Genomic DNA, 17,198 nt, shown 5'->3' on the forward strand with positions numbered 1-17,198 from the left:
AAGCGATCCTGTCCCTGGCATCCAACTTCAAAGCCTTGCAATACGGGAGGAGACCATATACGGGTTAATAATAAGCGCGTCCTAACAGCCAAGCATTACAGATTTAATCCGGCCGCTCGGCTATCTTCAGTACCCGATAGCGCGAGCAGCGCAGCTGCGGGCTCCAGAAATCCGCCGCCAGACCCGCCTTGCGCTTGAGCTGACGCCAAAACTGGTCGACGCCCGGCAACTGCTGCCATACCGAAGGCAGGAAGGTTGCATGATAGCCCTCAGATTCCAGCGCCAGCCCATCAACACCGGCAACCAGCTGACGCAGCAAGTCAGCCTCATCGTGAAACTGCAGCGGCACCAGCGGCGACAAGATCGACAGCTCCAGTTCAATGCCGCCAAGCTCGCGCTGCTGCACCGGCACAAAGCGCGTATCGCGCAGAGCACTGTAAAAGGCATTGTGGGCGACATCCTGCAACAGCGCCCTGCAGGGCAACAGCGAACCAATACAACCGCGCAGCGCCCGCGCATCATTCCTGCCTGTCATGTGGCTTGCCCGAGTGTAAAGCGTGACAAAGCTGGCGCCCGGTGCCCGCAATGGCGCAGGCGCCTGTTCAAGCTCGGGCAGCCATAGCTCGCCCGAAGCCACACCTCGCTCAATGGCTTCCCAGGCGACAGTCAGCAAACTCCGGCGCAAATCCTGGCTTGACTCAATCAAGCTCAATTCAACCGGCAACCCGGAGTTCTCTTGCGTGCTCTCATCAGGCAATAACATAGGCACCGTACCCCACAACCCTATCCCTGGACCCGGCCGTATCCCCGGAATTGCGCAGATCAAGACAGCGCGCACCCAGACCCCGGATGGCAGCCGCACGCAAGAGTCCGTTAAGCGCCACGCAGCCACAGGCCTGATCAGAATGCAGAGCCGGATCCAGCTGCTCGATCTGTTTGGTGGTCGCCCGGTCGATGCCTTGCGCCACCTCGTAACTGTGGTAATGACTCAGGTCACTGCTGACGACAACCAGGGTATCCGGGCTGTCGAGCCCGACACCGACAAGCGCGGCAATGGCCTCGGGTTCCACCTGACCCACGATCACCGGCAGCAGCTGCCAGGCAGGATTAAGACGCAGCAGAAACGGCAACTGCACCTCGAGGCAATGTTCGAGCCGGTGCGCCTCATCGTTGTACTCAACCCAGCTATTATCGACCCAGGCTCGCAGAGCAGCCGCGTCCAGCGTCATAACACCCGATGGGCACGCAAAGCCACCCACGGTCGGCACCACCATGGTGCGCAAGGGTACACGGTGATTGGGCCCCAGCAGCAGCACGCGCCTAAAATCCTGCCCAGAGTCACGCAGCAGACGAAAGGCAGCGGCGGCCACCTCGCCGGAATAGATCAGTCCTGCATGGGGCACAACCAGTGCCCGAGGGGCTTTGCCGGGATTTTCCCCACAGGCGGCATTTTCCAGCAAGCGCTGCACCAGGGTGGCGAGCTCGGTTGTATCGGCTGGATAGAAAGTGCCACTCACCGCCGCCGGCCGTACATTCATCACCCACCTCCCCGAGCTGACTACAGAGATCAAGAGCAAGCACCGCAACCTTGCACATGCAAATTATAGTCACCGATACCCGCAACCTGAGGCAGCCGCAGCTTGACTAAGCTTTAAACAGGCTCGAGAAAATCACAGTGTGAGGCAACGTCATGCCAACGACACCCAATGCAGCCCCCCCTGCAACAACGGCTCCCGCATCAACAGTGCCGACCCGCTACTGGCACCCCGTCGAGCGCGGCAAGATACAGTGCGATGTCTGCCCGCGACTGTGCAAGCTCAGCGAGGGCCAGCGCGGCCTGTGCTACGTGCGCGGCCGCGAAAATGACCAGATCATGCTCTACAGCTACGGCCGCTCCAGCGGTTTTTGTGTCGACCCGATCGAGAAAAAGCCACTGAACCATTTTCTGCCGGGCACACCTGTGCTGTCCTTCGGCACCGCCGGCTGCAACCTGGCGTGCAAATTCTGCCAGAACTGGGACATGAGCAAATCCCGTGACATGGACACCCTGGCCGACAATGCCAGCCCCGAGGATCTGGCCGCGACCTGCAAACGCTTGGCGTGCCGCTCCATCGCCTTCACCTACAACGATCCGGTGATTTTCATGGAATACGCCATGGATGTGGCCGATGCCTGCCGCGAGCAGAACATTTACGCCGTAGCAGTGACCGCAGGCTATATGTGCCCGGCGCCCCGGGCCGAATTCTACCGCCATATAGACGCCGCCAACGTCGACCTGAAAGCCTTTAGCGAAAGTTTCTACCACAAGATCTGTGGTGGTGCTCTGGCTCCGGTGCTCGACACCCTGCTTTATTTGCATGAAACCGATGTGTGGTTTGAAATTACCAACCTGCTGATCCCCGATGAAAACGACAGCAATGCCGAAATCGAAGCCATGAGCCGCTGGATCTTCGAGCACCTGGGGCCCGAAAGGCCGCTGCATTTCAGCGCCTTCCACCCCGACTGGAAAATGCTCGACAAGGCGCGCACGCCCCAGGCAACCCTCAGCCGGGCACGGCGAATCGCGATGGAGCAGGGATTAAGGTATGTCTATACGGGAAACGTGCACGACCCCGCCGGCAGCTCGACCTGGTGCCCGGGGTGCGGGCAACTGCTGATCGAGCGGGACTGGTATCAACTTGGCACCTGGCAGCTGGATGCGAAGGGATGCTGCCGCAACTGCGGCACCCCGATAGCGGGGAATTTTGAGGCTAAACCTGGCAACTGGGGCGCAAAGCGCCTGCCGGTGCGCATATCGAGCTTCGAAGGCTAAAGCGCCAGGGTTAAGCGGCCCGATCAGGCGGCCGCGCGCTGCTCGATCAGCAACTGACGAATGGGTTCAACATCGCGCAGTGTCTTCACCTGGCTGAACAGCTGCTCCGCTTGCGGGTAGTGTTTTTTCAGCTGATGCAGCCACTGCTTGAGCCGGCCATGCACATAGCCGCGCACCTTGTCGGCCACGATCTGGTCAAAATAATCGAGCAACAGGCCCTGCATCTCAAACCAGTCGATTCCCGCCTCGGCTTCGCCCTGCAGACGCCGCTTGATGGAACGGGCCAGATCCGGTCTTGCAATCAGGCCGCGGCCGATCATGATATCGCGACAACCGCTGACCTCGCGACAGCGCTGATAATCATCCCAGCTCCAGACCTCGCCATTGGCCGTGACCGGAATGGGAATGGCCTCGCGAATCTGGGCAATGTATTCCCAGTAGGCCGGCGGGCGATACCCCTCGACCTTGGTGCGGGCATGCACCGCCAGGCCATCGGCGCCGGCCTCGAAGATGGCCTGGGCATTATCCAGCGCCAGTGCCTTGTCGCTGTAGCCCAGACGCATCTTGGCCGTTACCGGAATATGCGCAGGCACTGCCCCGCGCACTGCCGCCACTATGCTGTGTACATCCTGCGGCGTGTCGAGCAACACGGCCCCGCCGCGGTTGCGATTAACGGTCTTGGCAGGACAGCCGAAATTGAGATCAATACCGGGCGCACCCAGTGCCGCGGCACGCTCGGCATTGGCGGCCATGAGTTCTGGATCACTGCCGAGCAACTGCACAATGACCGGCACTCCGCTGGGCGTGTTACCGCCGCGCAGCAGCTCGGGCGCCAGGCGATAGAAGACAGAGTCGGGCAGCAGATTCTGGCTGACTCGCACAAATTCAGTCACGCACAGGTCGATGCCGCCGATGCGCGTCAGCACATCACGCATCAGGTAATCGACCACGCCTTCCATCGGAGCCAGTATGATTTTCACGTTTTGATCATCTAAAGTTTGTTCATCTAAACAGCGGACAACCGCATATTATACGGTGATCAAGCAAAAGGGACGGACGCTATGCGACTTTTCGTGGCCATCGACCTGCCAGCCGAGCTCCAGGACCGCATCGCCAGGGCCCAGCTTGCGGTCAGGCATCTGAAGTGGACAGCCCCCGAACGCCTGCACATAACCCTGCAGTTTCTCGGTGAACAGCCGGCCCACAAACGGGAAGCCATCCATGATGCGCTGGACAGCATCGAATTCAGCCCGCTACCGATCCGCTGCGCGGGCATCGGCCAGTTTCGCTCGGGTGTTATCTGGCTGGGGGTCGATCAGCAGCCTGAGCTGGAACAGTTGCAACAGCGTATTGGACAGCAGCTGCGCAGCGCCGGTATAGGTATTGAACAGCGACAGTTCAAGCCCCACATCACTCTGGGACGCTGCCCGGTCAACCGGTTAAGCAGCGTGCTGGAGCATGTCGCGGCACGCTTTTATGGCCAGGCCTACTGTTTTGAATGTGACTGTTTCAGTCTCAAAAGCAGCCTGCTGCGGCCTTCCGGCGCCCTGCACCATCTAGAGGCCCAGTTCGAAAGCCAGACCCGCTGAGCACCCGCAGTGCCGGCCGAACGGTGCCAGCCGCCACTTCAGCTGCTAGAGTGCGGCCAGTCCCAGCGCCAGATCCTTCTGGATATCCGCAAGGTCTTCCAGACCCACCGAGACGCGGATCAGATTGTCCTTAATACCTGCGCGGGCACGATCATCGGCCGTCATGCGGCCATGGGTGGTAGTACCCGGATGGGTGATGGTGCTCTTGGTATCGCCGAGATTACCGGTGATCGACAGCATGCGGGTGGCATCGATAAAGCGCCAGGCGGCTTCACGGTCGCCCTTGACCTCAAACGACACCACGGCCCCGAAAGCACTCTGCTGCTGCTTGGCCAGCTCATGCTGCGGGTGCTCCGGCAAGCCGGCGTAATACACCTTGCTGATGCCAGGCTGCGCATCCAGCCACTGTGCCAGTGCCAGTGCGCTGGCACAGTGTGCCTCCATGCGCAGCTTGAGGGTTTCAAGACCCTTCATGAACACCCAGGCATTGAACGGGCTCATGCAGGCACCGCCGGTGCGAATAAAGCCATACACCTCTTCCATCAGGCGATCCGGACCTGCGACCGCGCCACCGACACAGCGCCCCTGACCATCAAGGAACTTGGTGGCAGAATGGATCACTATGTCGGCCCCCAGCGCCAGCGGCTGCTGCAGCGCAGGCGTACAGAAGCAGTTATCGACCGCCAGCAGAATATCCTGCTCGTGGGCGATGGCGGCCACGGTGGCGATATCGGCCAGCTGCGCCAGCGGATTGGATGGCGACTCGAGGAAAAACAGCCGCGTTTGCGGCCGGATAGCCCGGCGCCAGTCGTCGTTGTCGGTCGGATCCACGTAGGTGGTTTCGATACCTGCGCGCGACAGGTATTTGTCGAACAGTGAGACGATGGAACCGAAGACACTGCGCGAGCACACCACATGATCGCCCGCCTTGAGCAGTGACAGCACTGTACTGAGAATGGCCGCCATGCCCGATGCGGTTGCCACCGCACGCTCGGCGCCTTCAAGCGCCGCTATGCGACGCTCAAAGGCCTGCACCGTGGGGTTGGTGAAGCGCGAGTAGATGTTGCCTTCTTCATCGCCGGAGAACCTGGCCGCCGCCTCGCGGGCGCTGGAATAGACGAAGCTGGAGGTCGTGAAAATCGGATCTCCATGCTCGCCTTCATCGGTGCGCTGCTGCCCCGACCGCACCGCCAGGGTGGCGAACTCATAACCTGTCGCATCAAACTGAATGCGTTCTTCGCGCTCGAATTTTTTCATGCTGCGCGATGTCCTCTGTTAGTCGATTCGGGTGTGCAGATCGTCGGCCGATTCGTTGTTCTCGGTATCCGCATCCGTGCCTGCCATGGCCGCATCATTGCGCTTGACTTCAAGCCGCGCCAGGTAGTCGCCGTCCACATCGCCGGTCACGTACTTGCCATCAAACACACAGGTATCGAATTCGCGAATCTCGGGATTGCACGCACTGACACATTGCTTGAGATCAGCCAGTTCCTGGAACAGCATCCAGTCGGTACCAATATATTCACCCACTTCCTCTTCGGTACGGCCATGGGCGATCAGTTCGGTGGCCGCCGGCATGTCGATGCCATAGACGTTGGGGAAGCGTACCGCAGGCGAAGCCGAAGCGAAGTACACCTTTTTGGCACCCATGTCCCGCGCCATCTGCACGATCTGCTTGGACGTAGTGCCGCGCACGATGGAGTCGTCCACCAGCATCACGACCTTGTCACGGAACTCCATCTCGATGGGGTTCAGCTTGCGGCGCACCGATTTCTTGCGCTCGCCCTGCCCCGGCATGATGAAGGTCCGGCCTATATAGCGGTTCTTGATAAAGCCTTCACGAAAATCCACCTTGAGGGACTTGGCCATTTCCAGTGCCGCGGTGCGGCTCGTATCCGGAATGGGGATGATCACATCTATATCGTGGTCCGGACGCTCGCGCAGCACCTTGGCGGCGAGCTTTTCGCCCATCAGCATGCGGGACATGTGCACGTTGACGCCGTCGATAATGGAGTCCGGGCGCGCAAGATAGACAAACTCAAACAGGCAGGGTGCGTTACGGGTGTCGCTGGCACACTGCTGGGTATGCACGTTGCCGTCCATATCGATGTAAATAGCTTCACCGGGCTCGATGTCACGCACGCGGGTGAAGCCGCATACATCCAGCGCCACACTTTCGGAGGACACCATGTATTCTTCGCCGGTTTCGGTTTCACGCTTGCCGTAGCACAGTGGACGAATGCCGTTGGGATCGCGGAACGCCAGAATGCCATAGCCGGTAATCATGACGACCACCGCATAGCCACCGGTGCAGCGCTCATGCACACGCTTTACGGCGCTGAACATGTCATCGGCATTGGGCTGCAACTTGCCCTGACCCTGCAGCTCATGGGCAAACACATTGAGCAGCACTTCGGAGTCGGAGGTGGTGTTGATATGCCGCAGATCGGCACGGAACATTTCGTCGGCCAGAGCGTCGGCGTTGGTCAGGTTGCCATTGTGGGCCAGCGCAATACCGTAGGGGGAGTTAACGTAAAACGGCTGCGCTTCTGCGGAGCTGGAACTGCCCGCCGTGGGGTAGCGCACATGACCAATACCGGCATTACCGACAAGGCGCTTCATGTGACGGGTGCGAAAAACCTCACTTACAAGGCCGTTATCCTTACGCAGAAAAAACCGGTTACCTTCACCGGTCACCATGCCGGCCGCATCCTGGCCCCGGTGCTGCAGCACCGTAAGAGCGTCGAAAATCGTCTGATTAACGTAGGATTTGGCAACAACGCCGACAATACCGCACATGTAACGCACCTCAAACCAGTTCAGAAAAGCCTTGATGAATCCTGCCGTGACGGATGTTCAACTAAAGTCCAACATTCCAGATTGCGCGCACGACGTCTTGCGCCAGATCACGAGTCCAGGATTCCATTTGAATAAAATGAGGGATAAGACGCGAATCGTGCCACCAGGGATCCTGAATCGCGGGGGTAATGCCCAGGAGCGCTACCAACACCACAATCAGCAAAGCCCCACGGGCCAGTCCGAAACCTATTCCGAGTATACGGTCAGTACTACTTAGCCCGGTGGCCTGCACCAGCGCAACAATGAGCGCGCTGATCAAGGCACCCACGATCAGAGTAGCCAGAAAAAGAATAGCAAACGCCACGGCAACACGCGCCGAGGGCATTTCGATGTAGTTCTGCAACACCAGGCTCAGAGGAGCCGTAAAGAGTCGCGCGACTATGAAGGCAGCTACCCAGCTTGCCAGGGACAGAGCTTCCTTGACGAAGCCCCGCTTCAGGCTGAAAAGCCCTGAAATGGCAATGATAGCGATGATGGTCCAGTCAGCCCAGTTCATGTTCCCGATCGGATCCTTTAAACAGCGCGCATTCTAGCAGAGGGTCTGACACAACCCAATGCTCACTGAGTGGTAAAACGCACGATAATGCCATTGAGGTCGAAATCCTTCTTGAGCTCCGCCTGCAGCGCCTCAAGCTTGGTTCTCTGTATATCGGGCCCGACGTAGACCTTTACAAGATCGCCGATGCGCCTGGTATATACCTTGTGTCCGGACCCCACCAGTTTCTTGCGCAGCGACTTGGCATTGGCCTCGTCCTTGAAGCTCGCCAGTTGCAGCGTCCAGGCGACCGGAACATTCTGTTCATCCAGCACCGGGGTATCAGCACCGAGCCCCAGGTCCGGGCTAACCTCCTGCACGCCCTGCACCGGCAGCACCGCCTCGGGCATGGGCGCAATCTCTCTGGGCTCAAGCGCCGGGGCAACCTCCTGTGTATCCGGCAATGCCGCAATCTGCGGCTCAATGGTCACAATTTCCACCGGCTCCGGCCCTGCGGGGATATTGCTCGGCAAATGCCGCTCCCGATAACCGTCACCGTCAAATACCAGCGGAATAAACACCACAGCAGCGACAAGCACCGCCGCCGCGCCTACCAATCGCTGTCGGAGTCCGTCATTCATGCCTGCGCCCTTTCATTCAAACAAACTCCCTATTCCCATAAACCCACTCGACTCAGGCTTGCAGTTCCAGCTGCGCCAGCGCTTCACTCACCGTAAAGAAGGAGCCTGCGATCAGCACCCTATCCCCGACGGCAACCTGCTGACGCACCGCCGCCAGAGCCTCGGCCACGTCACTGTAGGTTAAGCATTGCGCCTGCGGATCCAGCTCAGCCATGCGCAGCGCCAGCGCCGCAGCACTCTGACCGCGGGGCCCGCCAAGACTGACGAAGTGCCAGCACTGTACCACCGGCTGCAACGCCTTCAACACACCCTGCACATCCTTGTCATTCAGCATGCCCAAAAGGACATGCAGACGCCCCGCTGGCGGCGACTTCGCCAGACGCCCGGCGATATACTGCGCCGCCTGGGGATTATGGGCCACATCCAGAATACATTCGGTGTCGCCGAGCATCAGCCGCTGCATGCGCCCGGTCATGACGGCGTTGCGCAGCGCCGCCTCTATGCAGCTGCGCGACGGCGTGTCGAGCAGCAGATGCAGCACCTGCAACGCCGTGGCAGCATTGGGCAACGGCAACCCCGGCACTGGAAGATCAGACAACTCAACGGACTCGCCCTGCTGATTGCGACCCTGCCAGTCCCAGCTCTGTGACTGTTCCTGCTGTTTTTCGTGAAAAGCAAAGCTGTCACCCACCTGATACAGCCGCGCACCAAGTTCCTGCGCGACCTCGGCCACCGTTGCGGGAGGCTCGGGATCGCCGCACACCGCCGGTGTCTCGGCACGGAAAATACCTGCCTTCTCGCGGCCGATCAGCTCGCGGGTATCCCCCAGCCAGTCGGTGTGATCCAGCGCTACGGTGGTGACCACCGCCACCTGGGGATCGACGATATTGACCGCATCCAGACGCCCGCCAAGGCCCACTTCGAGCAACACCATATCCGGCGCCTGCTGCGAAAAGATCCTTAACGCCGCCAGAGTACCGTACTCGAAATAGGTCAGCGGAATCTTGCCACGCGCAGCCTCAACCGCCACAAAGGCATCACAGAGCACTTCATCGGACGCTTCAGCGCCATTGATGCGCACACGCTCGTTGTAGCGCAGGAAATGCGGCGAGCTATAGCAGGCAGTGCTGTAACCGGCCTCGCGCAGCATGTAATCGAGAAATGTCTGGGTCGAGCCCTTGCCATTGGTACCGGCAATGGTAACGACCTTGCTGCGGGAAAAATCCAGCTCAAGCCTGGCGGCAACAGCGCGCACACGATCCAGCCCCAGCTCGATATCACTGGGATGACAGGCTTCGATACGCTCAAGCCATTGGTTCAGAGTCAAAGGAGTGCCAGTTGCCATTTCTAGGTTTCCACTAAAAGCCAAACCGGGGCCAACCGGACCTTCTGATCAGTGATCAGCAGCCCGGCGACCCCGGATTCAAAGGCGTTGAATCAGGCTTCGCTGTAATGCGTAAGCTTGCGCAAGAGCGCGCTGATACGCTCGCGCAGTTCCTGACGATGGATAATCATATCGACCTGACCGTGCTCGAGCAGGAACTCGCTGCGCTGAAAGCCTTCGGGCAGCTTTTCGCGCACCGTCTGCTCGATAACACGCGGACCGGCAAAGCCAATCAGTGCCTTGGGTTCGGCGATATTCAGATCGCCCAGCATGGCAAGGCTCGCCGAGACGCCGCCATAGACAGGGTCGGTGAGTACCGAAAAATAGGGAATGCCGGCCTGGCGCATTTTCTCCAGTGCGGCGCTCGTTTTAGCCATCTGCATCAAGGACGTCAGCGCTTCCTGCATGCGGGCACCACCGGAGGCGGCAAAGCAGATCAGCGGTATACCCTCTTCCATGCAGACATTGGCCGCGCGCACGAAACGCTCGCCGACCACAGCCCCCATGGAGCCACCCATAAAGCGGAATTCGAATGCCACAGCGACCACCGGCATGCCATTGAGCTCACCGCGCATGGCAACCAGCGCATCCTTCTCGCCGGTTTCTTTCTGGGCCGCCGACAGGCGATCCTTGTACTTCTTGGAATCGCGGAACTTCAGGCGATCAACCGGCTCCACCTCGGCACCGATTTCACGCTGCGTGTCGGTATCGAGGAACATTTCCAGCCGCTTGCGGGCGCCCACACGCATGTGGTGACTGCACTTGGGGCAGACGTTCAGGTTCTTGTCCAGCTCCGGGCGATACAGTACTGCTTCACATTTGGGGCATTTCTTCCACAGCCCTTCCGGCACGTTGGACCGGCGGCTCTCAGCATTGCGAGCCAGTGAAGGGACAATTTTTTCCAGCCAGTTACTCATTTTGCTCCATCCCCTGTGCGGGAAAACTGTTCAACGATCTTCAGGCATCCATGGCGGCACGCATGCCGGCAATAATACGGGATACCTGTTCGGGAATCTGCTGCGGCTGTGTCGCCAGCTCAGCAATGCGATTGACCAGCACGCTGCCGACAATAACGCCATCGGCCACCTGGGACACCGCCCGGGCCGAGGCATCATCGCGGATGCCAAAACCAACACCCAGCGGCATATCAGTATGGCGACGAACCTGCTTCAGCTTTTCTTCCACCGCCGCCACATCCAGCGCCGCTGAGCCGGTCACGCCCTTGAGGGACACATAATAGATATAACCGCTGCCCTTTTCACACACGGACTTGATACGGGACTCATCGGTGGTCGGCGCCAGCAGATAAATAACATCAATGTCGGCCGCGCGCATAACCTCGATAAAGTCGTCGGACTCTTCCGGCGGCAAGTCAACCGTCAGAATACCGTCAACACCGGCCGCCTTGGCGCGGGTAGCGAAATTGCCATAACCCAGCACTTCAACCGTGTTGAGGTAGCCCATCAGCACGATCGGCGTCTGGCTGTCGGTTGTGCGGAACTCCGCCACCATATCCAGTACGTCCAGCAGGCGGGTACCGTGGGACAGTGCGCGCTCACAGGCCAGCTGAATTACGGGGCCATCCGCCATGGGGTCGGAGAAGGGAACACCCAGTTCCAGAATATCGGCACCGGCTTCAACCATGGCGTGCAGCAGCGGCACGGTCACCGCGGGCGACGGATCGCCTGCGGTGACGTAGGGAATCAGCGCCTTGCGCCCGGCCGTCTCGAGGCGGGCGAAACAGTCTTTAATACGACTCATGTCAATCTGTACTCCAGCAGTGCGCTCAGACGTCGATACCATCGAGGCTGGCCACGGTGTGAATATCCTTGTCGCCGCGCCCAGACAGGTTGACGACGATAAACTGATCTTCGCGCATGGTGCGGGCAAGCTTGAGCGCGTAGGCCACGGCGTGGCTGGACTCCAGTGCCGGCATGATGCCCTCAACCCGGGTCAGGGTGCGGAACGCCGCCAGGGCTTCATCATCGGTAGCATCAACGTATTCAGCGCGACCCGTATCTTTCAGCCAGGCGTGCTCAGGCCCGACACCGGGGTAGTCAAGACCTGCGGATACCGAATGGGTGCTCAGAATCTGGCCGGCATCATCTTCCATCAGATAGGTGCGATTGCCGTGCAGGACGCCCGGGCGACCCGCCGACAGCGGCGCTGCATGCTGACCCGAGGCGATACCGTAGCCGCCCGCTTCGACGCCGTACATGCGTACATCGCCATCTTCGATAAAGGGGTGGAACAGGCCGATGGCGTTGGAGCCGCCACCGACACAGGCGACCAGCGCATCCGGCAGACGCCCTACCTGATCCAGGCTCTGCTGACGGGCCTCACGACCGATGATGCACTGGAAGTCGCGCACCAGCTTCGGATAGGGGTGCGGACCTGCGGCGGTGCCTATGATGTAGTAGGTGGTATCGACGTTGGTGACCCAGTCGCGCATGGCTTCGTTCATGGCATCTTTGAGCGTGCGGGTACCGGATTCCACCGGCACCACTGTGGCGCCCAGCAGTTTCATGCGATAGACGTTCAGCGCCTGGCGGCGCACGTCTTCGATGCCCATGTACACCACGCACTCAAGGCCCAGGCGCGCCGCTACTGTGGCGGAGGCAACACCGTGCTGGCCGGCACCGGTTTCGGCGATAATACGTGGCTTGCCCATCTTCTTGGCAATCAGGGCCTGGCCGATGGTGTTGTTCACCTTGTGGGCGCCGGTGTGGTTCAGGTCTTCACGCTTGAGATAAATCTGCGCGCCGCCATTTTCCCGTGACAGTCGCTCGGCATGATAGAGCGGCGACGGACGGCCCACATAGTGCGCCAGATCCTTGTCGAACTCGGCCTGAAATTCCGGGTCCTGACGCAGGGATTCGTAGGTGCGTTCCAGATCCTGGAGGGCACCTATCAGCGTTTCGGAAACGAAACGACCGCCGTAGGGACCGAAATGTCCGCGGTCATCCGGTAACTGCATCAGTGCAGCCAGTTCAGCTTTTGTCGGCACGTGCCACCTCTTCGATAAACTGCTTCAGCTTGTTGTGATCTTTGACCCCCTTTGCCGCCTCAACGCCTCCACTGACGTCCACGGCAAAAGGGTTGACCTGCGCTATGGCAGATCGAATATTGTCCGGTTTCAGTCCGCCCGCCAGTATGATCTGCGGTCCAACCGAGGCAGGAATGCGCGCCCAGTCAAACGCCTCGCCGGTGCCTCCCGGCACGCCGGCTCTATAGGCATCCAGCAGCATACCCCGGGCGCTGGCGTACTCCTGCATGGCGCCAAGGATATCGAGACCTGGCTTCATGCGCAGCGCCTTGATGTAGGGCCGCCCGAAGCCTGTACAGAAATCCGCCGACTCATTGCCGTGAAACTGCAGCAGGTCGATGCCAGTTGTCGCCACAACCTGCTCAACGTACTCCCGGCTCGCATCGACAAACAATGCTGTGGTCGTCACAAAGGCCGGTAAATCCGCAATAATGCGCGCCGCATGCTCGGGCGCCACATGACGCGGGCTTTTGGCATAAAACACAAAGCCCAGCGCATGAGCGCCGAGTCTAACCGCCGCCTGCGCATCATCCAGACGAGTAATACCGCAAATCTTGACCCGTGTCGTCACGACCCTGACTTCCTGAAAACGCACGATAATACCAGAAGGGCCGCGTTAAAGTCAGTCCGCTGCGCCCAGGAAATAGGGCCCCAGCGGCGATGGCGGCAGCTTGAAATGCTCGGGATAGCGCACATCGACGAAATAGAGCCCATAGGGCGGCGCCGTAATGCCTCCCTTGCGCCTATCCCGCGCCTGCAACACTTGCTGCGCCCAGTCAGGCTCAGCCTCACCGGCACCCACTGTCATCAGCACACCGGCGATATTGCGCACCATGTGGTGCAGGAACGCATTGGCCTGCACATCGATGACAATCAGTTCTGCGGCACGGTAAACCTGCAGCACGCGCACCTCTCGTACAGGGCTCTTGGCCTGACAGCCAATGGCGCGGTAAGAGGTGAAGTCATGTTCGCCGACCAGGTATTCTGCCGCCGCATTCATGCGCGCCAGATCAAGATGCTTGTGGGTCCAGGTCACTCCGCGGGCCAGCAGCGCAGGCTTTACCGGCGCCGAGCGAATCAGGTAGCGATAGCGTCGCTCCCGGGCGCTGAAGCGGGCATGAAAATCATCATCAACCAGGCGTGCCCACTGGATGGCGATATCATCTGGAAGATGGGTATTGGTACCCAGCACCCAGGCACGCTCATCGCGCCTGGCCGTCGTATCAAAATGAATGATCTGGTAGGTGCCATTGACACCGGCATCGGTACGCCCGGCACAGACAACATTGACAGGCTCGTTGGCGACCCGGCTCAGCGCTTTCTCCACCGTTTCCTGAACACTGGGCACATTGTTGGCTTTCTGTACCTGCCAGCCCCGGTAGGCGAAGCCTGCATATTCGACACAGAGCGCATAACGGACGGGGGCGATCGAAATCGCCCCCGTAGTAGTTTCTATTTCGGACTTCATGAACTTACGCTATAGACTCCATCAGTTTGCGAGCTTCCTTCTGCTGGACATCACTGCCGTCGCTCAGTATTTCACTCAGTATATCCTTGGCGCCGTCACGGTCTTCCATATCAATATAGGCGCGCGCCAGGTCCAGCTTGGTTTCGACCTCATCGGTGCCATCCAGGAAGCTCATGTCATCGAAGCCGCGATCTTCGTCATCGGCACCGCTGTCGTCAAGCGCAATATCGTCATCCACCGACCCCAGCAACGCTTCCAGTTCGGTATCCAGATCCATATCGTCGTCGATGGTAACATCCATGTCATCCAGATCCGACGCCGACCCGGCGGCACTCAGCGCATCGGCATCAGCGCCGGATTCAGACTCCAGTGCGGCCAGCATGGCATCCAGATCGTCGTCAGCATTATCAGCCAGCGCTATGGCATCGGCGTCATCCTGATTATCGTCATCCGGATTTTCCATCAGCAGCGCATCCAGCTCATCCAGCGGCTCATCTGCAACAGTCTCTTCGGCCTGCTCTGTATCGCTGGCCGGATTGAACACCAGCTCATCGTCCAGTTCAAACTCTAGCGCATCATCTGCAGACGCAGCGGCTTCACCTTTTGCGGCAGTATCAATGGCCGCTTCGAGTTCTGCACCCTCAACATCTTCAACGCTTTCAGTATCCAGACCTGCAGCGTCCTGCGGCTCTGCGTGAGCGCTTGAAGACTGGACCTCGGCATCAGACTCAGCGCCCTCTTGAGCCCTGGCTGCGTGCGCATCGCCCGACCCCAGGCTCATCAAATCATCGTCGTCCGACAAATCCAGCGGAGCAACCTGGTTAAGGCGAAAATCCAGCCCGTCGTCCTCTGACTCTGTGTCTGCGTCGCTGTCGCCCCGACTGGTTTCAACCTTGCCACCCGGGCGGTAATCGGAGACTTCCTCTTCCGCCGACTTGGGAACATTACTGCCCTCTATCACCGAATCGAGCCCCAGGCTTTCCAGCGTATCTTCAGGCTCATCAAAGGCTTCAACCTCGCCACCCAACTGCCCCATGCCCGAGCGCAGATCAGCCCGCTCGGCATCAGCCTCATCGCCAGTGGCAATCCCGAGCAAATCATCCAGACTTTCATCGAAGTCATCATCGATCCCGACGACCTGATCCTTGATCGGCGCCTCTTCTTCAAAGTCCGTATCCAGGCTCAGATCGAATTCATCGTCATTGAACAATGGACGATCAGACGAAGCTGAGGCGCCAGCGGCGGCCGGTGCAGCCGGTGCAGCCGGCATCTCTTCGGCGAGGTCCAGATCCAGGTCCAGATCAAAATCGTCCGCATCATCAACTACGCCGGCCTGGGTACCCTCGAACTCTGCCTTGGCATCACGGGCTTCCTGATCCAGCTCCTCGTCGGCAATCCAGACCGCTGTTGCGCCCGCTGCTGCACCCGCGACTGCAACGCCAGCTGCCATCCCAGCGTCCGGCGCATCACCCGCCTTGGACAGAGGCACTTCTTCCGCGTCCTCCACCAGTTCGTCGTCTTCCCGCCGTTTGCGACCAAGGGCCAGCAGGCCCACCAGCAAGCCGCCGATAACAGCGCCCAAACCCGCCATGTATGCCGGTGATTGCAGCACGGTTTCAACCAGGCCAGAAGGGCCGACTGGGGTAGCTTTGGCGGGAGCGGCAGGCACTGCTGCGCCGGGCTGAACCTGCTGCAGCTGATCCTGCAACGCTGCCAGTTGCTGGTCCTTTAGCTCCAGCAGGCGCTGCAGCGTTTCCATCTGCTGCGAGATGGCGGTTAACTTGTCGTTGAGTTCAGTATTGTCACGTTCAATCTTGTCGACTGATTCCTGAGTCACTGCGAGGCGATTTTCCAGCTCTTCATTACGCCGCAGCAACTCCGCTTTTTCAGGGTCAGCGATGGGCGCTTCAAGCACCTTGCCCGCACCTGCTTCATCCTGCGCCGGTGCGGTCTCGGCTTGAGCAGGCCCACTTAAAATCTTCAATTGCCCCTCATCGGCAGTCGCCAATTGCGACTGAGCGTCAGCCGGGGCTAGCTGCTTTTTTTTTGAGCCATCTTCCTGCGGCGCACTGGGCGCGGGTGCAGCCGATCCTGCTTTCCAGCGCTGCATCTGGCGCGCTACCTCATTGGTAGCTTCCCGGGCACTGAGCGCCTGCACTTCATTCAGGCTAGGCAGCTCGAGCACTACGCCGGCTTTGAGAAAATTGATATTGGAACTGGGAAATGCCTGCGGATTCTTGCGTTGCAACGCCAGCATCATCTGGTTAATACTGGTACCACCGCCGGGCGAATAACGCTTGGCCAACCCGCCTAGCGTATCGTTGGTTTCAACGAACACCTGGGTCTGGGCATTCATGTTGCTGCGGATATTGTCAGCCGGCGGGCGTGAACGTGCGGGGGGCGCAAACACCGGCTGCGGTGCAGGTACGCTACTGCGAACTGTCTGTGCAGGTACCGGAGCGGTACTGCCGCCAACGGGCGCAGCCTGGAAGGCCGGCGGGTCCAGCAACAGGGTATATTCGCGTACAAGCCGGCCATTGGGCCAATTGACTTCCACCAGCAGATTCAGAAAGGGCTCGCGCACCGGCCGACTTGATGTCAGCCGAATGCTGCCGGTACCGTTCTGATTGATATTGACCGAAAACTGGACATCGGAAAGCAGCCGGGAGCGATCGATACCCGCCATCGCAAACTGATCCAGGTCCGCCATCTTTGGCACCACCTGCAGCGGATCCAGATCGCGTACCTGCAGCAACTGAATTTCCGCATCGAGCGGCTCATTCAAGGCTGACTTGATTCGGATTTGTCCCAGACCCAGAGCATGTGCCTGACTGGCTCCCAGAACTCCCGCTACAGCTAGACTTAAAGCAAGTTTGCGCAACATCTGCTTGTTCCTTTTGTCCACTGCCTGATTACGCCATCAA

General features: G+C 59.6%; 16 protein-coding genes. 2 read left to right on the forward strand and 14 right to left on the reverse strand.

Annotation, left to right across the window (positions count from 1 at the left end; genetic code table 11):
• Positions 1-103: 103 nt before the first annotated feature.
• Positions 104-673 carry an AmmeMemoRadiSam system protein A gene (gene amrA, locus MRS74_RS16800; RefSeq protein ID WP_254581433.1) on the reverse strand — a complete coding sequence of 190 codons (570 nt, stop codon included), beginning with the start codon at positions 671-673 and terminating at the stop codon, positions 104-106.
• Between the two features lie 76 nt (positions 674-749).
• Positions 750-1,538 carry an AmmeMemoRadiSam system protein B gene (gene amrB / locus MRS74_RS16805; protein WP_254581434.1) on the reverse strand — a complete coding sequence of 263 codons (789 nt, stop codon included), beginning with the start codon at positions 1,536-1,538 and terminating at the stop codon, positions 750-752.
• A 152-nt stretch (positions 1,539-1,690) separates the two neighbouring features.
• On the opposite strand from amrB, the gene amrS reads away from it, so the two are divergent.
• Positions 1,691-2,812, forward strand: a complete 1,122-nt coding sequence (gene amrS / locus MRS74_RS16810; RefSeq protein WP_254581435.1) for an AmmeMemoRadiSam system radical SAM enzyme — start codon at positions 1,691-1,693, stop codon at positions 2,810-2,812.
• Between the two features lie 23 nt (positions 2,813-2,835).
• Here amrS and MRS74_RS16815 read toward each other — a convergent pair whose 3' ends face one another.
• Positions 2,836-3,792 carry a tRNA dihydrouridine synthase gene (locus MRS74_RS16815; RefSeq protein ID WP_254581436.1) on the reverse strand — a complete coding sequence of 319 codons (957 nt, stop codon included), beginning with the start codon at positions 3,790-3,792 and terminating at the stop codon, positions 2,836-2,838.
• 81 nt (positions 3,793-3,873) lie between these two features.
• Here MRS74_RS16815 and thpR point away from each other — a divergent pair, with 81 nt between their 5' ends.
• Positions 3,874-4,401 (forward strand): RNA 2',3'-cyclic phosphodiesterase, encoded by a 528-nt coding sequence (gene thpR / locus MRS74_RS16820; protein ID WP_254581437.1) that lies wholly within the window; start codon positions 3,874-3,876, stop codon positions 4,399-4,401.
• Between the two features lie 45 nt (positions 4,402-4,446).
• Here the strand turns inward: thpR and MRS74_RS16825 are convergent, their stop codons facing one another.
• The 11 genes from MRS74_RS16825 to MRS74_RS16875 form a co-directional block, all read right to left on the reverse strand.
• Positions 4,447-5,658, reverse strand: a complete 1,212-nt coding sequence (locus tag MRS74_RS16825; protein ID WP_254581438.1) for an O-succinylhomoserine sulfhydrylase — start codon at positions 5,656-5,658, stop codon at positions 4,447-4,449.
• An 18-nt stretch (positions 5,659-5,676) separates the two neighbouring features.
• Complete coding sequence (gene purF / locus MRS74_RS16830; protein WP_254581439.1) at positions 5,677-7,200, reverse strand: amidophosphoribosyltransferase; 1,524 nt, start codon at positions 7,198-7,200, stop codon at positions 5,677-5,679.
• Between the two features lie 61 nt (positions 7,201-7,261).
• Positions 7,262-7,756, reverse strand: coding sequence for a CvpA family protein (locus tag MRS74_RS16835; RefSeq protein ID WP_254581440.1), 495 nt, complete (start codon positions 7,754-7,756; stop codon positions 7,262-7,264).
• A 62-nt stretch (positions 7,757-7,818) separates the two neighbouring features.
• Positions 7,819-8,376 (reverse strand): SPOR domain-containing protein, encoded by a 558-nt coding sequence (locus MRS74_RS16840; protein WP_254581441.1) that lies wholly within the window; start codon positions 8,374-8,376, stop codon positions 7,819-7,821.
• Positions 8,377-8,428: 52 nt separating this feature from the next.
• The gene (gene folC, locus MRS74_RS16845; protein ID WP_254581442.1) at positions 8,429-9,721 is read right to left on the reverse strand and encodes a bifunctional tetrahydrofolate synthase/dihydrofolate synthase; all 1,293 of its coding nucleotides are present in this window, start codon (positions 9,719-9,721) and stop codon (positions 8,429-8,431) included.
• Between the two features lie 92 nt (positions 9,722-9,813).
• Positions 9,814-10,677: an acetyl-CoA carboxylase, carboxyltransferase subunit beta gene (gene accD / locus MRS74_RS16850; protein WP_254581443.1), complete on the reverse strand. Its 864-nt coding sequence runs from the start codon at positions 10,675-10,677 to the stop codon at positions 9,814-9,816.
• 40 nt (positions 10,678-10,717) lie between these two features.
• Entirely contained in the window at positions 10,718-11,521 is an 804-nt protein-coding gene (trpA, locus tag MRS74_RS16855; protein ID WP_254581444.1) for a tryptophan synthase subunit alpha, read from the reverse strand.
• 25 nt (positions 11,522-11,546) lie between these two features.
• A complete protein-coding gene (trpB, locus tag MRS74_RS16860; protein WP_254581503.1) occupies positions 11,547-12,737 on the reverse strand; it encodes a tryptophan synthase subunit beta in 1,191 nt (396 codons plus the stop codon).
• A gap of 13 nt (positions 12,738-12,750) precedes the next feature.
• The gene (locus MRS74_RS16865; RefSeq protein ID WP_254581445.1) at positions 12,751-13,377 is read right to left on the reverse strand and encodes a phosphoribosylanthranilate isomerase; all 627 of its coding nucleotides are present in this window, start codon (positions 13,375-13,377) and stop codon (positions 12,751-12,753) included.
• A gap of 51 nt (positions 13,378-13,428) precedes the next feature.
• Positions 13,429-14,274, reverse strand: coding sequence for a tRNA pseudouridine(38-40) synthase TruA (gene truA / locus MRS74_RS16870; protein WP_254581446.1), 846 nt, complete (start codon positions 14,272-14,274; stop codon positions 13,429-13,431).
• Between the two features lie 4 nt (positions 14,275-14,278).
• Entirely contained in the window at positions 14,279-17,158 is a 2,880-nt protein-coding gene (locus MRS74_RS16875; protein WP_497536485.1) for a motility hub landmark protein FimV, read from the reverse strand.
• Positions 17,159-17,198 lie beyond the last annotated feature (40 nt).

The sequence above is a fragment of the Marinobacterium sedimentorum genome, from assembly GCF_024267675.1.
In the GTDB taxonomy this organism is placed as follows: Bacteria; Pseudomonadota; Gammaproteobacteria; order Pseudomonadales; family Balneatricaceae; genus Marinobacterium_A; species Marinobacterium_A sedimentorum.

What these genes read in the sequence shown, in the direction of transcription:
- truA (WP_254581446.1), bottom strand. Translation starts at nt 14,274, where the DNA reads ATGAAGTCCGAAATAGAAACTACTACGGGGGCGATTTCGATCGCCCCC.
- amrB (WP_254581434.1), bottom strand. Translation starts at nt 1,538, where the DNA reads ATGAATGTACGGCCGGCGGCGGTGAGTGGCACTTTCTATCCAGCCGAT.
- MRS74_RS16875 (WP_497536485.1), bottom strand. Translation starts at nt 17,158, where the DNA reads ATGTTGCGCAAACTTGCTTTAAGTCTAGCTGTAGCGGGAGTTCTGGGA.
- thpR (WP_254581437.1), top strand. Translation starts at nt 3,874, where the DNA reads ATGCGACTTTTCGTGGCCATCGACCTGCCAGCCGAGCTCCAGGACCGC.
- amrS (WP_254581435.1), top strand. Translation starts at nt 1,691, where the DNA reads ATGCCAACGACACCCAATGCAGCCCCCCCTGCAACAACGGCTCCCGCA.
- purF (WP_254581439.1), bottom strand. Translation starts at nt 7,200, where the DNA reads ATGTGCGGTATTGTCGGCGTTGTTGCCAAATCCTACGTTAATCAGACG.
- accD (WP_254581443.1), bottom strand. Translation starts at nt 10,677, where the DNA reads ATGAGTAACTGGCTGGAAAAAATTGTCCCTTCACTGGCTCGCAATGCT.
- MRS74_RS16840 (WP_254581441.1), bottom strand. Translation starts at nt 8,376, where the DNA reads ATGAATGACGGACTCCGACAGCGATTGGTAGGCGCGGCGGCGGTGCTT.
- folC (WP_254581442.1), bottom strand. Translation starts at nt 9,721, where the DNA reads ATGGCAACTGGCACTCCTTTGACTCTGAACCAATGGCTTGAGCGTATC.
- trpA (WP_254581444.1), bottom strand. Translation starts at nt 11,521, where the DNA reads ATGAGTCGTATTAAAGACTGTTTCGCCCGCCTCGAGACGGCCGGGCGC.
- MRS74_RS16825 (WP_254581438.1), bottom strand. Translation starts at nt 5,658, where the DNA reads ATGAAAAAATTCGAGCGCGAAGAACGCATTCAGTTTGATGCGACAGGT.
- trpB (WP_254581503.1), bottom strand. Translation starts at nt 12,737, where the DNA reads ATGCAGTTACCGGATGACCGCGGACATTTCGGTCCCTACGGCGGTCGT.
- MRS74_RS16835 (WP_254581440.1), bottom strand. Translation starts at nt 7,756, where the DNA reads ATGAACTGGGCTGACTGGACCATCATCGCTATCATTGCCATTTCAGGG.